Origin of the sequence: Gluconacetobacter dulcium, from assembly GCF_014174165.1 — a bacterium.
GTDB lineage: Bacteria > Pseudomonadota > Alphaproteobacteria > Acetobacterales > Acetobacteraceae > Gluconacetobacter > Gluconacetobacter dulcium.
This window is the reverse complement of record NZ_JABEQN010000011.1, coordinates 38069-52700: the sequence shown is the minus strand read 5'-3', so window position 1 is coordinate 52700 and position 14632 is coordinate 38069. Positions and strand designations below refer to the sequence as shown.

Annotated in this window: 16 protein-coding genes and 1 pseudogene; 13 read left to right on the top strand and 4 right to left on the bottom strand. The window is 64.7% G+C overall.

Annotated elements, in window-relative coordinates; genetic code table 11:
- Positions 1–2 precede the first annotated feature (2 nt).
- From cydB to HLH25_RS10260, 9 genes are all read left to right on the top strand, one after another.
- Complete coding sequence (gene cydB / locus HLH25_RS10300; RefSeq protein WP_182973975.1) at positions 3–1022, top strand: cytochrome d ubiquinol oxidase subunit II; 1020 nt, start codon at positions 3–5, stop codon at positions 1020–1022.
- Positions 1009–1158, top strand: coding sequence for a DUF2474 domain-containing protein (locus HLH25_RS10295; RefSeq protein WP_182973974.1), 150 nt, complete (start codon positions 1009–1011; stop codon positions 1156–1158). The genes cydB and HLH25_RS10295 overlap by 14 nt, the downstream gene beginning before the upstream one ends.
- 53 nt (positions 1159–1211) lie before the next feature.
- Positions 1212–1673: a nitrate reductase associated protein gene (locus HLH25_RS10290; RefSeq protein WP_182974043.1), complete on the top strand. Its 462-nt coding sequence runs from the start codon at positions 1212–1214 to the stop codon at positions 1671–1673.
- 4 nt (positions 1674–1677) lie between these two features.
- A complete protein-coding gene (locus HLH25_RS10285) occupies positions 1678–3981 on the top strand; it encodes an FdhF/YdeP family oxidoreductase (RefSeq protein WP_182973973.1) in 2304 nt (767 codons plus the stop codon).
- A gap of 67 nt (positions 3982–4048) precedes the next feature.
- Positions 4049–5122, top strand: a complete 1074-nt coding sequence (gene moaA / locus HLH25_RS10280) for a GTP 3',8-cyclase MoaA (protein WP_182973972.1) — start codon at positions 4049–4051, stop codon at positions 5120–5122.
- 4 nt (positions 5123–5126) lie between these two features.
- Complete coding sequence (locus HLH25_RS10275) at positions 5127–5420, top strand: hypothetical protein (protein WP_182973971.1); 294 nt, start codon at positions 5127–5129, stop codon at positions 5418–5420.
- On the top strand, positions 5417–6025 hold the full coding sequence (locus HLH25_RS10270; protein WP_182973970.1) for an NTP transferase domain-containing protein: 609 nt from the start codon (positions 5417–5419) through the stop codon (positions 6023–6025). Before HLH25_RS10275 ends, HLH25_RS10270 begins: the two co-directional genes overlap by 4 nt.
- Positions 6026–6176: 151 nt before the next feature.
- On the top strand, positions 6177–6983 hold the full coding sequence (fdhD, locus tag HLH25_RS10265; RefSeq protein WP_182973969.1) for a formate dehydrogenase accessory sulfurtransferase FdhD: 807 nt from the start codon (positions 6177–6179) through the stop codon (positions 6981–6983).
- Positions 6984–7103: 120 nt separating this feature from the next.
- Positions 7104–8045: a LysR family transcriptional regulator gene (locus HLH25_RS10260; protein ID WP_182973968.1), complete on the top strand. Its 942-nt coding sequence runs from the start codon at positions 7104–7106 to the stop codon at positions 8043–8045.
- Between the two features lie 122 nt (positions 8046–8167).
- Here the strand turns inward: HLH25_RS10260 and HLH25_RS10255 are convergent.
- Positions 8168–8389 (bottom strand): annotated as a pseudogene (locus tag HLH25_RS10255) (peptidogalycan biosysnthesis protein); the annotation flags it as partial.
- A 201-nt stretch (positions 8390–8590) separates the two neighbouring features.
- On the opposite strand from HLH25_RS10255, the gene HLH25_RS10250 reads away from it, so the two are divergent.
- Positions 8591–9265, top strand: a complete 675-nt coding sequence (locus HLH25_RS10250; RefSeq protein ID WP_182973967.1) for a hypothetical protein — start codon at positions 8591–8593, stop codon at positions 9263–9265.
- 540 nt (positions 9266–9805) lie between these two features.
- On the opposite strand, the gene HLH25_RS10245 is transcribed toward HLH25_RS10250, so the two are convergent.
- Genes HLH25_RS10245 through HLH25_RS10235 form a run of 3 tightly spaced genes read right to left on the bottom strand, consistent with a single transcriptional unit; the run spans position 9806 to position 13049 of the window.
- Positions 9806–10963 (bottom strand): GNAT family N-acetyltransferase, encoded by a 1158-nt coding sequence (locus HLH25_RS10245; RefSeq protein WP_182973966.1) that lies wholly within the window; start codon positions 10961–10963, stop codon positions 9806–9808.
- A 14-nt stretch (positions 10964–10977) separates the two neighbouring features.
- On the bottom strand, positions 10978–11442 hold the full coding sequence (locus tag HLH25_RS10240) for a RidA family protein (RefSeq protein ID WP_182973965.1): 465 nt from the start codon (positions 11440–11442) through the stop codon (positions 10978–10980).
- Positions 11443–11480: 38 nt separating this feature from the next.
- Entirely contained in the window at positions 11481–13049 is a 1569-nt protein-coding gene (locus tag HLH25_RS10235) for a TSCPD domain-containing protein (protein ID WP_182973964.1), read from the bottom strand.
- A 187-nt stretch (positions 13050–13236) separates the two neighbouring features.
- Here HLH25_RS10235 and HLH25_RS10230 point away from each other — a divergent pair, with 187 nt between their 5' ends.
- From HLH25_RS10230 to HLH25_RS10220, 3 genes are all read left to right on the top strand, one after another.
- Positions 13237–13605 (top strand): NADH-ubiquinone oxidoreductase subunit NDUFA12 family protein, encoded by a 369-nt coding sequence (locus HLH25_RS10230; RefSeq protein ID WP_182973963.1) that lies wholly within the window; start codon positions 13237–13239, stop codon positions 13603–13605.
- A 217-nt stretch (positions 13606–13822) separates the two neighbouring features.
- Positions 13823–14404: an outer membrane lipid asymmetry maintenance protein MlaD gene (mlaD, locus tag HLH25_RS10225; protein WP_182973962.1), complete on the top strand. Its 582-nt coding sequence runs from the start codon at positions 13823–13825 to the stop codon at positions 14402–14404.
- The gene (locus HLH25_RS10220; protein WP_182973961.1) at positions 14401–14625 is read left to right on the top strand and encodes a hypothetical protein; all 225 of its coding nucleotides are present in this window, start codon (positions 14401–14403) and stop codon (positions 14623–14625) included. The genes mlaD and HLH25_RS10220 overlap by 4 nt, the downstream gene beginning before the upstream one ends.
- Positions 14626–14632 lie beyond the last annotated feature (7 nt).

The following is a 14632-nucleotide window of genomic DNA, read 5'->3' as shown; positions in this document are numbered from 1 at the left end:
CGATGATGGATTTCGCACATTGGTTGCCGATTGTCTGGGCCGTGATCCTGATTGCCGCGATCTCGATCTATGTCGTTCTCGACGGATTCGATCTGGGCATCGGCATGCTGTTCGTGGCGGAGCGCGACGAGACGCGGCGCAACGTCATGATCGGCACCATCGCGCCGGTCTGGGATGGCAACGAGACCTGGATGGTGCTTGGCGGCGCCGTTCTGTACGGCGTCTTTCCCGGTGCCTATGCCACGCTACTGCCGGCCTTCTATCTGCCGATCATGCTGATGCTGATCGCGCTGATCTTTCGCGGCGTCGCGTTTGAATTCCGTGTGATGACCAGGGATACGCCACGGGCGCGACAGTGGGATTTCGGGTTCATGACAGGCTCGGCGGTGGCCGCGTTCTGCCAGGGGGCGATCCTTGGCGGTGTGATCCAGGGGGTCAAGGTGACCGATGGCGCCTTTTCGGGCGGCTCGCTCGACTGGCTGACGCCTTTTACCGTCCTGTGCGGATTGTCCGTGATGTGCGGTTATGCCCTGCTGGGCGCGACCTGGCTGGTGTGGCGCACGACCGGCGGGCTGGAAGCGGCGTGCCGTCGCTGGGCCGGGCGGCTGGCCGTCGGGCTTTTTGCCTGCATCGTCGCCGTCAGTTTCTGGACGCCGCTGCTGCATGCGCCCTATCTGCGGCGCTGGACGGAATGGCCGAACATCGCGATCGTGGCCCCGGTGCCGGTTCTCGTGGTCGTGTTTGGCCTGCTGCTGGCGGCGAGCCTGCGGAAGGGGCATTCGCGTGTGCCCTTCCTGTGTGCGCTGGGCTGGTTCTTCCTGTGCCTGTCCGGCCTGGGCATTACGGTCTGGCCTTATGCCGTGCCGCCGACGCTGAGCCTGTGGGATGTGTCGTCGCCACCGTCGAGCCAGTTCTTCCAGCTTGTCGGCACCGCCATCCTGCTGCCGATCATTCTGACCTATACGATCTACTCCTATCGCGTGTTTCGCGGGAAGGTGTCTGAGGCCGATGGCTATCATTGAAATCGTGAAGGGCGACGGGTCGGAGGCGCCCCGTCGCTGGAGCGCCCGGTTCGGCTGGCTTGTGGGAATCTGGGCCGCCAGCACCGTCGCATTCTTCGTCGGGGCGTCGCTGCTTCATCTGCTGGTGCCCCGATGAGCATGACGCCTTCCGTGACGGCCGAAAGGACGGGTACAATGTCCGAAAATCCAGTGATTTTCGAATTCGAACGTGATTTCGCCGGGTCTTTGCGCTGCATTCCCATGATTGCGCGGCAGAAGCTCGATATCGTCGGAATCAAGATGACGCTCCGGCAATGGAGCCGGCTGTCGCGCGCGGAGCGCGGCCTGCTGGTGGAGGGGCCGTGCGCGACGGACGGGGAGCAGGCGGGCTATCGTATGCTCGTCGAGGATTTGATCGCGGCGCGGGCGGATGAGCCGGTTCGTTTTCTGCCGCCCCAGCCGTTGGACGACTGGCGCGAGGCGAACCTGATGCCGGAGGCCGTGACGATCCAGGCGAAGGCGGACGGTGTTGCCGCCCCCACGCCCGCGCAATGGGCCGGGCTGACGCCGCTGGAGCGTTTTGCATTGATCAAGCTGGCACGGTCGAAACATGAGAACGAGAATTTCGTCCCGGCGTTGAAAGAGTTCGGCATCCTTCAGGGAGAGGGTTGAGACCATGAGCAAAGAGAAAAAACCCGAGTTCAAGCCCTATCACCACCCGGCCGGCGGATGGGGGGCGGCGAATGCCACGGCCAAGGTGCTCATGGAGCAGAGCATTCTGGTCAAGGGATCGCGCGGCCTGCTGTCCATGAACCAGCCTGGGGGCTTCAAATGCCCGAGCTGCGCCTTTCCTGACCCCGATCATCGCAAGACGCTGGAATTCTGCGAAAACGGTGCGAAGGCGCTGGCCTTCGAGGCCACCAAGGCCCGTGTGACGCGGGATTTCTTCGCGCAGCACACCGTTACGTCACTGATGGAACAGAGCGATCACTGGCTGGAGATGCAGGGCCGCCTGACCGAGCCGATGCGCTACGATGCCGCGACCGACAAATATGTGCCCATCGCGTGGGACGATGCCTATGCGTTGATCGGCAAGCATCTTCAGGCGCTCGACAGCCCGCATGAGGCGGAATTCTACACCTCCGGCCGGACGGCGAACGAGACGGCGTTCCTGTATTCCATCTTCGTGCGCGAATTCGGGACCAACAATTTCCCCGACTGTTCGAACATGTGCCACGAGCCGACATCGCGCGGCCTGCCGCCCGCGATCGGGATCGGCAAGGGCACCATCGTCATGGCCGATTTCGACCAGGCGGAGGCGATTTTCGTCATCGGCCAGAACACAGGCACCAACTCGCCGCGCATGATGACCAATCTGGTCGAGGCCCGCAAACGCGGCGTTCCGGTCATCCTGATCAATCCGATGCCCGAGCGCGCGCTGATCCGCTTTACCGAGCCGCAGGACATCCTTCAGATGGGGACGTTCGGGTCCACGGCGATTTCCACGGAATTCGTGCATGTCCGGATCGGTGGCGACCTGGCCATCTTCAAGGGGATGATGCGCGCGCTGTTCGAAGCCGACGAGGCGGGCGAGGACGTGCTGGACAAGGCGTTCATCGCCGAGCACACCGTGGGCATGGACGCGGTGCGCGCCGATGTCATGAGCACGTCCTGGGCGGATATCACGCGCATCTCCGGCATTTCGGAAGAGCAGATCCGGCATATCGCGGGGATCTATGCGAAGTCGAATGCGACGATCATGTGTTACGGCATGGGGCTGACGCAGCATCAGGAAGGGTCGCATCTGCTTCAGCAACTGACGAACCTGCTGCTGCTGAAGGGGAATTTCGGCAAGCCGGGTGCCGGTATCGCGCCGATCCGTGGCCATTCCAACGTGCAGGGAGACCGCACCGTCGGGATCGACGAGAAACCGACCCAGGCGTATCTCGACCGCGTGCGCGACGTTTTCGGCTTCGAGCCGCCGCGTGAGCACGGCCACCATGTCGTCGAGGCCGTTGCCGCGATGGAAGCGGGCACGGCGAAGGTGTTTTTCGGCATGGGCGGCAATTTCGCGCGCGCCATTCCCGACACCGAACGCTCCTATGCCGCCATGGCGCGCCTGAACCTGACGGTGAACGTGACGACCAAGCTCAATCGCGCGCATCTGGTCCATGGCAGGGAGGCGCTGATGCTGCCGGTCGTGGCGCGTTCGGAAATCATTCGCACGGCGAAGGGGGAGCAGTTCGTCACCATCGAGGATGCGATGGCGAATGTCACGCCGTCGCGCGGCGTGTTCGAGCCGGTGAGCGAGCATGTGCGGCCGGAGACCGAAATCGTCTGCCGCGTGGCGATGGCGACGCTGCCGGACTCGAAGACGCCCTGGGCCGATTATATCGAGGATTATACGCTGATCCGCGACCGGATCGCGGACGTTTATCCCGATATATATGCTGATTTTTCGGAGAAGATGAAAAATCCGCATGGTTTTCATCTGGATATTCCGCCCCGGCGGCGGGTCTGGAAGACCCCGAACGGGAAGGCGAATTTCCTCGTCATGCCGGGCCTGGACGTGAACGATGTGGTCGATGACCCGGCGATGCTGCGGCTGGCGACGATCCGTTCGCACGACCAGTACAACACCACGATCTACAGCAACAGCGACCGGTATCGCGGGGTTTATAACAACCGCCTCGTCATCTTCATGAACAAGGAGGATCGCGCGGATCGGGGGCTGGAGAATGGCGCGGTCGTCGGGTTGGAGACCTATAGCGACGATGGCTATCGGCGGTATGTCGACGGGCTGACGGTTCTTGACTACCCGATGCCGCGTGGCGCGATTGCCGGATATTATCCGGAACTCAATCCGCTCCTGCCGCTCGATTTTTATGACGAGATCAGCGGCACGCCGGCGGCGAAGGCCATTCCGGTCCGGATCGTGCCGAGCGTAGCGTCGGCGGCGCCGATGCGGATCGCGGGCTGAATGGCTTCCATCCCCGGCGTCCTTCAGCGATGAAGGAGGCCGGGGATGGAGAGCGGGGACCCAGGGCATGAGCGCGGAGTTTTCATTCAAGAGCCGGCCGGTCGCGGACCGGGTGGGGCGCCCGCTCAGGGATTTGCGCATCTCGGTGATGGACCGGTGCAATTTCCGCTGTCCGTATTGCATGCCGGATTCGCTCTATCACGAGGGATTCCGCTTTCTCGCGCCCGAGGAGCGGCTGGATTTCGGCGAGATCGAACGGGTGGCACGGGTGGCGGCGGACCTGGGCGTTACCAAGCTGCGCCTTACGGGCGGAGAGCCGCTGCTGCGGCCCGATTTGCAGGACCTGGTGGCGCGGCTTGCGCGCATTCCCGGCATCGAGGATATCGCGCTGACGACCAACGGGATGCTGTTGCGGCGTCAGGCCTCGGCCCTGCATGCGGCCGGGCTGCATCGTGTGACCGTCAGCCTCGACAGTCTGGACCCGGACGTGTTCGCGCGGATGAGCGGCGGGCGGGGCGACCTGACGACCGTGCTCGATGGTATCGAGGCGGCGCGCGCGGCTGGATTTCCGCGCGGGGTGAAGATCAACACCGTCGTCCAGCGCGGCGTGAACGATCGGGGTGTGCCGGCGCTTCTGGCGCATTTCCGGCATACGGGTGTGATCGTGCGCTTCATCGAATATATGGATGTCGGCAACCGGAACGGTTGGGAGCGCGGCGATGTCGTGACATCGCGCGACCTGATGACGCGGATCGATGCGCTCTGGCCGCTCGATCCGGTATCGCCGGCTTATCGGGGCGAGGTCGCCACGCGATACCGTTACGCCGATGGCGGCGGGGAGATCGGCTTTGTCTCCTCGGTCAGCGCACCGTTCTGCGGGGACTGTTCGCGGGCGCGCCTGTCTTCGGACGGACAGGTCTTTACCTGCCTTTTCGCCACGAGCGGCACCGATTTGCGCACGATCCTGCGCGATCCCGCTCCTGCGGAGGACGATGGCGCGTTGCGGCGGGCGCTGGCCGCGATCTGGCAGCGTCGCGCCGACCGTTACAGCGAGGAACGGCAGGAACGACGGAGCCGCACCGCGATTTCCGAGCATGGGGGCGAGGACGACAAAATCGAAATGCATTATATCGGCGGGTGATGACATGACCGGGAATTGGCCTGTTCTCATCCATCCTGACGCGCGCGGTGAGGCGCCGCGCCTGGTCGATGGCATGATCGGCGGCGACGGGGCGGGCTTCGATCGGCATGTGCGCTGCATGGGGTGCATCGGTGTGGGCAGGGCGGCGGCGACCGGTGACGCCATGGGCGGGGGGCTTGCTCGTGATGGGGTGGTCCGTGCGGTTCGTCCTGCCGGCAGGCGTGGAGACAGGTGGGGAGGCAGCTACGGGGGCAGGCGCGATTTCGGCGCGGCGATGCCTGCGGTGGCGGGGCCATGAGGCCGCTTTACGGGCTTGTCCTTTCCGGGGGCGCCAGCCGCCGAATGGGAGAGGACAAGGCGGCGCTGGCCTATGAGGGGCGGCCGCAGCTCGATCGTGCTTTCAGCCTGCTTGCGCCGCGTGTGGCGCGCTGTTTCGTGTCCCTGCGGCAGGATCAGGCGACCGATGGTCTGAGACGCGCCTATCCGGGAATCGCCGACAGGTCCGGCGCGATCGGGCCGGCCGGAGGGTTGCTGGCCGCCCATGGGGACTATCCGCACGTCGCGTGGCTGGTGCTGGCATGCGACATGCCGTTTGTGGATGCGCCGACCCTCGATGCGCTGATTCTGGCGCGTCGCGCCGATTATACGGCCGTCGCGTTCCGCAGCGAGCATGACGGGTTGCCGGAACCGTTCTGCGCCATCTGGGAGCCGGCGACCCTGGAGAGGCTGTCTCGCCAGGTGGCGGCGGGCCGGGTCGGGCCGCGGCACGCATTGAGCGATGGCGGCACCTGCCTTTTATCCCCGCGGACCCCCGGTGCGCTGGACAATATCAATACCCCCGAGGAGCGGCGGCAGGCCGAGAACCGGCTGGCCCGCCGGCAGGAGCCGACATGCCACGGATAGAACGCGACGATCGCGCGCGATCGGGCGCGCCGGCGGGCCGCCGGTCCGGGACGAGGGGGCGGATGAGCCCGCTGGCGGTTGCGGCGGCTCCGGACGCTGTCGGGGCGCGCCGGGCAGGGTGCCGGCCGGCGCGACGGGGCGGTGCGGCCCCGTGACCGCCCTGTTTCATACGCGGACGGCGACCCTGCTCGATCTCCCCGGCGAGCAGGTCGACCTGAACATTGCCGACGAGGTGCCGGTCACACTCGTCTTCAATGGCATCCTTCCGTATGGCGTGATGATGATGACGCCGGATCATCTGGAGGATTTCGCGTTCGGCTACTGCCTGACCGAACGGATCGTCGCGTCCGCGCAACAGATCCGTTCGGTCTCGGTGTCGGAGGGGGAGGACGGGCCGACGATCGACGTTTCGATTTCAGGCGATCGCCTCGCGATGCTGTCGCGGCGCAGGCCGCGTGCCCAGGCCGGGCATTCGAGCTGTGGCATTTGCGGCAGCGCCGACGTGCCGTCCGTGGAGGCGAGCGGGCCTGCGCCGTTTCCCGTGGAGCCGGGGATCGCCCCGGTCGCGATCCGCCGCGCGCTGCGTGACCTCGATCGCTGGCAGGATCTGAATGCCCGCACGCGGATGGTCCATGGCGCGGCCTGGGCGACTATGGACGGCCGGATTCTGCTGATCCGGGAGGATGTCGGGCGGCATAACGCGCTCGACAAGCTGATCGGTGCCCGTATGCGCGAGGACACGCTTTCGGAGACGGGCATCTGCCTGCTGACCAGCCGCTATTCGTATGAGATGGCGCTCAAAACCGTGCGCGCGGGCATGGCCACCGTGGTCGCGGTGTCGGCCCCCACCGATCGTGCCCTGCGTCTGGCCGAGGCGATGAACCAGACGCTGATCGCAATCGCGCGGCATGACCGGCAGTTCGTCTTTTGCGGCGGACAGCGCCTGATCGGGCCATGACCGTGCCGGCGGGCGGAGGGGGGCGCCGGCCGGTGTGCGTTGAGAGCGCATTGTCATCCGGGACCGTTGTGAGGGCCGGGGGTGCGGATCTGGCGAGCCATTATCCGCAAGGAGCATGAGATGTTTCTGAAGCAGTTGCAGTACCTGCGTGAAATCGAACGCTACAAGAGTTTTTCCAAGGCGGCCACGGCGTGCGGCGTGTCGCAGCCTGCGCTGTCCCGCGCCATCCGCCAGTTGGAGGACGAACTGGGCGTCGTCATCGTCGATCGCAAGAAAAAAATGTTCGGGATTACGGATGATGGGGGGCGCGTTCTCAAATGGGCGCACGACATCCTCAGAGGGGTCAGCGAACTGCGGAATGAGGTCTCGGTGGCGAAGCAGGCGATCGCGGGGATCGCCAGGATCGGCGTCATCCCGACTGCCGTGCATATCGTCCCGCTCCTGCTGGATGCCGTGCAGGCGCGATGCGGCGATTTCGCAAGCGAGGTGCATGTGCTGCCCAACGGGGCGATCATCGAGAAACTGGCCAGCAAGGAGCTTGATATCGGGATCATGTATTACGATCAGTGCCCGCAGGCGAAAGCGTTCCAGGTTCGCACGCTGTATGCCGAACAGCAGGTTCTGGCGGCGTCCAGCGTGTTTCAGCTTCCTGAGGGAGACGATATAAGCTGGGAGGCGGCGGCCCGATTGCCGCTTGCGCTGCTGACCAGGGAAATGCGCTGCCGGCAACTGGTGGATGTGGGATTTCAGACGGTCGATATCGAACCGATGATTCGCCTGGAGACGAATTCGCTGGAATTGATCCATGCGCAGGTCATGACCGGAAAGGTCGCCACCATTCTGCCGATTTCGTCTTTTCCGTTGCGGGTGCCCCCGCCCGGCCGGCTTGGGATGCGGCGATTGCCGGGCTTTTCACCCGGCGCGGTGGGGGTGGTGCGTCTCAGCGAACAGGCGACGCCGGAATTTGCGTCTGACGTGTGGGATAGCGTGATGAAAACGAGCCTTCAGGGTGACATCGACCTGCTCTGCAAGCCCGCGACCGCGCCGGGAGGGAAAGCATAGGCTTTCAGTCTTCGCCCGCCGCGCGGTAGGGCGACTGTGCGTCCAGTTCTGCCATGTCGTGCAGCATGGCTTCGCGTTCGTGGGCCATGAATTCGGCGACCGCGCGGCGGAGGCCGGGCCGCCGCGTCGTCGCGCACCAACAGGCGCGGGCCTGGCACCGGGGAGAAGGGGACCGCGACCTGCAATTTGGGGTAGTAGTCGCCGCCTGCCTGTTCGAACGCGCGGGCCCAGATCTGGTCGAAGACATATTCGCCGTTGGAATGCGGCTTGACGTACATCGGCGCCGCCGCCAGCAGGCGGCCGGCGGGGTCGCGGATGGCGGCGTGCTGCGGCAGCCAGCCGGTCCAGGTCAGGCGACCTCGAACAGGGTGTCAGACTCAAGGTGAGTTGGTCTTGCTTTGATATGAGGTATGTCCAGCCTCACTCGTCAAAGAAATGTGATCGGGCAAGAAATGTATCAAAATGTTGTTTTTCTTTCGTAATCGTATTAAAGATTAAACCCGATCGGTGTCGCGAGGTGCCGATCATCAGCCAAGGAGGTCGCCATGAGAAATGGCGAGGATATCAAACATATTATTAGAAGCGCCCGGTTGTCGACGCCCATTTCTATGTGTGGGGAGCCTCTGGCCGATGCTATCGGTGCCATATTTTCTGTAATCGCATTCGTCATGACGACTGTTGCATTCACTTATCTTTACTTCTATTATATGCCCCAAGGCTATATATCTTCGACCTTCAGCGCACATGCGTCAGGGCAAAGTTTCAGTGACGCTCAAATCCGTTTTATGGAGAACGTCAGCATTGGCATGTCCGCCATCTATGCGGTGCTGATGACATTATTCTTTCTTGTTGTTTACGGAGTTTATTTGGAGAGCAGTGCTGATAACGATTATGGGGGCAAGTTTTTTATCGCAACATTTTCCGTCATGGCATTCGGAAATATCATTAATATTATTAACCTGATCGCCAACAAGGGAACTCCGGATGATAAGGCGTCATTTTACGTCGATTCTCTGAATTTTTTACAGGTGGACGTCAATACCAGTCTCGGTTCTTTCCTGTCGGCCATTTATGTCGACGTTATTATCGCAACAGCCATTACCGCATACTATTATATCAAGTTTGTGCACAAAAAGACGATAGTAAAAGCCACCCTCCCATACCTTCCGACGGCATTGATGATTATTTGTGCGGTGGTTTATTATATTAAGACTTCTTAGTATGGAAATGATATAAATTTTTTCAGGAGGCTGGAATACCATGTCAATTCCGTATATCGTTCTTATTGGTAGTATAGTTTTCTTTATCCCTACAATTTTGAGTCTGGTATTGAGGCGGGTTCCGTTTGGAGAAGCTCTGACTCTCAATATAGTTCTTGGATTTACATGGGTCGGATGGTTTTCAACTATCGCATGGTGCGCATCTGGTGACAAGTCGCGCTTAAAAAGGAAAATCTATACCTATCCAATATGGTTGCGCGTTGTTATTCTGGGCGGTGTTGTTTTGATGGAGGTTGCTATCGTCTATATTATGATCAGGCAGAAGCATTAGCAGGCTGTTGGATTGTGGGTTGCCATGGTTGGGCCTGTCATAAGGCGGTCCCGAGCGGCTCGATCTCTTTTTGAAGCGTATATGAGCGTATCGTCTTGCCTATAAGCGGGAAAGCTTTGGTACATTCCTGATTTTTCCGGGGCGTATGCGATGGCCCAAAACGGATAAAAGTCTTTTTGCTTCTTTTTCTTCAGAAAAAGAAGAGGCTTTCAGTCTTCGCCCGCCGTGCGGTAGGGCGATTGTGCGTCCAGTTCCGCCATGTCGTGCAGCATGGCTTCGCGTTCGTGGGTCACGAATTCGGCGACCGCGCGGCGGAGGCCGGAGTGGGCGATCCAGTGGGCGGAATAGGTGGGGGTGGGGCGGTAGCCGCGCTGGATCTTGTGCTGGCCCTGCGCCCCGGCTTCGACCCGGCGCAGGCCGTGGGCGATGGCGAAATCAATCGCGCGGTAATAGCAGAGTTCGAAATGCAGGAACGGATAGTCGCCGTCGCAGCCCCAGTTGCGGCCGTAGAGCGTGTCGGTGCCCATCAGGTTGAGCGCGCCCGCCACGGGCGTGCCGTCGCGTTCGGCCAGCATCAGCACCACCCGGTCGCCCAGCCGTTCGGACAGCAGGGGGAAAAATTCGGGCGTGAGGTAGGCGCTGCCCCATTTGCGATCAATCGTGGCGGTGTAGAACCGGTAGAAATGCGCCCAGAGATCGGGCGTGATCGCGCGGCCCTGCACGGTGCGGAAGGTGAGGCCGCACTGATTGGCGTCCCGCCGCTCGCGCTTCAGGACCTTGCGCTTGCGCGAGGCGAGGGTGGCCAGGAAATCGTCGAAGCTGGTGTAGCCGGCATTGTCCCAATGGAACTGGACGCCCAGCCGTTGCAGCCAGCCGGCTTCGCCCAGCGACGTGTAGTCGTCCTCGGAGCAGAAGGTGACGTGGACCGAGGAGACGCCCAGTTCGGTAGCGGCCTGACTCAGGGCGCCGGCCAGGGCCTGGCGCAGGCCGGGCCGGTCCGCCACGTCGTCGCGCACCAGCAGGCGCGGGCCTGGCACCGGGGAGAAGGGGACCGCGACCTGCAATTTGGGGTAGTAGTCGCCGCCGGCCTGTTCGAACGCGCGAGCCCAGCTCTGGTCGAAGACGTATTCGCCGTAGGAATGCGGCTTGGCGTACATCGGCGCCGCCGCCAGCAGCCGGCCGGCGGAGTCGCGGATGGCGGCGTGCTGCGGCAGCCAGCCGGTGCGCGAGCCGGTCGATCCGCTGTCTTCCAGGGCCGAGAGAAAGGCGTGGCTGACGAACGGATTGTCGGGGCCGGCGCAGGCATCCCACTCCGTCGCCGGGATGTCGGCGATGGCGGGATGCAGGCTCAGGGTCAGGGCGGTCATGATCGGGCCGCCGGTCAGGCGATCTCGAACAGGCCCTCGACCTCGACGGCGGCGTCGAGCGGCAGGGAGGGGACGCCGATGGTGGAGCGGGCGTGCCGCCCGGCCTCGCCGAAGATCGCGACCGCGAGGTCGGACGCGCCGTTCATGACCGTGGCATGCTGGGTGAAGCTGGGGACGCAGGAAATGAAGCCGCCCAGCCGGACCACGCGGCGGACCCGCGAGAGGTCGCCCACGGCGGCGCGGACCTGGGCGATGACGTTGATCATGGCGTAGCGGGCGGCCTCGACCCCGACTTCGACCGCGACATCGGCGCCGAGCTTGCCGGTGGCGAACAGCTTGCCGTCGAGCAATGGCAACTGGCCGGAGACGACCAGCAGCGAGCCGCTGAGGACGCTGGCGACATAGGTGGCGACGGGGGCGGGGGGCACGGGCAGGATGATGCCGTGCCGGTCCAGGCGGGTTTCGGGGGTGTCGGTCATGAACGGGGCTCCTTGTCCGAAACGGGCGGGCGTGGCGCTTAGCCGACCAGGCGAAGTTTGCCGCGCCGGGTGGTATTGTCCCCTTTTGTCTCTGGAAAATCCAGCGGCAGCATCGGAGACGGGGTGTCGGTCAGGTCGTCCTGATGCGGTGCGTCGGGCAGCTTGTGGCCCAGATAGGCGTCCGACAGGGCCCTGAACGCATAATCGAGCATGGAGGTCGCATAGGAGGCGACCGGATCGCCCTCCACCGTGCCGGCGGGGCCGAAGCGGGTATAGGCGAAGGCATCCACGTAATCGTTCAGCGGCGCGCCATATTGCAGGCCGATGCTGACGGCCTGGCCCAGCGCGTCGAGCAGGCCGCGCGTCATCGGCCCCTCGCGGGCCGGGGTGATGGTGACTTCGCCCAGCGAGCCGTCTTCATATTCCGCCGTGCGGAGGAACAGGCGGTGGCCGCCGACGCTGGCCTTCTGCGTGAAGCCGCCATGGCGGGCCGGCAGGTGCCGCCGCACGCCGCGATCCAGCGCCAGCCGGGCGCGCAGGGTGGGCATGGACGAAGGGTCCGGACGGGCGGGCATGCGGTCGACGAAGCCGGCCAGCGCGCGGTGCATCGCCTTGTGGGCCTCGATATCCGGCAGGGGCAGGACGCTTTCGCCCGCCAGGGCGGCGGCGAAGGCGGCCTCGGGCGTCAGGCCGCGTGCCGTCAGGCGGGAGAGGGTGCTGGCGGCCAGCCGGCCGTCCGGGCGGAGCGGCGAGAAGATGGGGGCGAGGCCGCAGGCTTCCACCCCCAGCAGGGCGTCGATCGGGCCGGGTGCGGAAAAGCCGGTTTCGATGCGGGGCAGGGGGGCGTCGGTCTCGACCGCCGCGTCGCGCCAGACGGCGCGCGCGGTTTCGGCGAGGCCGGGCACCGTGCTGCGCGCGGGGGGGAGCAGCAGGGAGTCGGCCCCGCATCCCGCATGGGCGACCGAGGTGGCCAGCGAGGCCAGGCTACAGGCCACGTCGCGGCCGGCGTCGCTGTCGTAATCCAGCCCCAATGCCGCCAGACAGGCATCGAGATTGGTCATCAGCAGGTCGCCGGCGATCGGCGGCGGCTCGGCCGGCGGGGCCTCGGGCCGGGCCTTGCGCCCGCGTGGGGCCGGGGGCGGGGGGGCCAGGTCGGGGAAGGGGAGTTCGCCGTTGCGCAGCGCCGCCTTGCGTTCGGTCACGTCGCGCAGGACCTGGCAGAGCAGGCGCAGGGCGGCGACGAAATCCTCGGCCAGGAAGCCGCTGCCGGGCTGGACGAAGGCCGCCAGATTGACGATGAAGCCCGGCCGCCGGTCGTGCTGGCCGGTCCACAGGGACTCGGTCGGGGCCGCCTGGCGCAGCATCAGCAGGCAGGAGAGCGAACGGGCCTGCGTGGCCAGCGCGTCCACGGCCACGTCGTCCACCCAGCGTGCCGCTTCGGTCGCCAGACGGGCAGCCCCCCGGCCGGACGCGAGGCGCGCCAGGGCCGCCGCCGCCTCGTCATCCCAATCGGCGGGGAGGGTGACGGCGCGGAGAGCGTCGTCCGGGTCCGCGGCGGCCTGCGTGGTACGCATGCGCACGCCGTTCCAGTGGCTTCGGGCTGTCATGGCAGTCACTCTAGGCCCGCTTCGTGACGGGGCGGAAGCCGTATATGGTGGGTCCCAGACTATACAGACCACTGTATATTGTGGATATGGGGGATAAGTTCGCGGTTTCCCGATCCCGGAGTTGTGATCGGGCGAGTCCCGCCCCGCCGGGTGGACCGGCCGCCGGAAAGAGGGTTATCCTCGGGGCATGGCAAATCTCGGCACCCGTATCTACACCAGGTTCAAGGGTCGGCTGGTCGGCAAGGATGCCGATGGCCGGTGCTACTACGAGGCGCGCACCGCGAATCGTACCGGTGGCGGCCTGACGCGGCATGAGCGCTGGGTCATCTATCACAAGGGCGAGGATGCCTCGGTCGTGCCGCCCGAATGGTGGGGGTGGCTGCACCATGTCGATGACGCGCCCCTGCCCGAGAGCGCGCGCCAGCCCTGGCAGATCCCGTATCCGGGCAACCGGACCGGGACGGTGGACGCCTATCGCCCGCCCGGAAGCGATTATCGCGGTGGCCGTCGCGCGGACTCGACCAGCGATTACGAAGCCTGGATTCCCGAAGGGTGAAACGGTGGGCGGAACCTGTTAAGGTCCGCCCTGATACTGCCTGAATGCTGTGGATGCTGAGTCGCGCGCGGCTTGGGTCGGCAGCGGCCTGCGTATGTCTTTGGGGATCGGAGCGGCCTCGCGGGCCGTGCGCCGGCGCCCGGAGACCGGCGGGGGCTGGTCGGCGGTGGCCGTTTTTACGCAGTCTCCGTGCTGTGAATTGGGGAACAGAGTCAGAATGGTCAGTGCGGTTGCAGGCCGGGTGAGCCGGAGTTCGGCCGAACTCGCCGCCGGGTGCGGGGTTCTTGTACTGCTGGGCGGGCTTCTGGCCCTGGCGGTGGTCGACAAGGGGCGGCGGCATGAATCCGGCTATCGGCTGCATGCGTCCTTCGCCCATATCGACGGGCTGTCGGTCGGGTCGGATGTGCGGCTGGCCGGGGTGACGGTGGGGCAGGTGGTCGACGAGCGCGTCGATCCGTCCAGCTTCCAGGCGCAGGTGACCTTTACCGTGAGCCCCGACGTGCACTTGCCGACCGACAGCGCGGCCATCATCACCAGCGACAGCCTGCTGGGCGGCAAATATGTCGCCCTGTCACCGGGAGCCGACAATGCGATGCTGAAGCCCGGCGGCGCGATCACCGAGACCCAGGGGGCGATCAGCCTGGAGCAGTTGCTCAGCCGCTTCATCTTCTCGGTGACGGATACGATGACCAAGGCCAACCAGCAGCGCGCGAACCAGGGGGCGGCGTCCCAGGGAACGGCGACGCCGGACAATGGGCAGGCTCCGGCAGGGCATACCGGGGGCGGCGACCAGCCATGAGCGGGGCCGCGCTTCCGCCGCCGCCCGCGATCTGGCAGCAATCCGATGGCACGCCGGTTTCATGCCAGGACAAGATCCGGGTGCTGAACGAGAATTATGCCGAGCTTTGCGAGGTCATGCGGGACACGTTCGAGGACGCGGTGCTGATCGGTGTGGACGAGGACGGCATGCGGCGGTTGATCGCGGAGGTCGCGGCCGCGCTGCGAAGCCCGAGATCGTGAGGCGGGA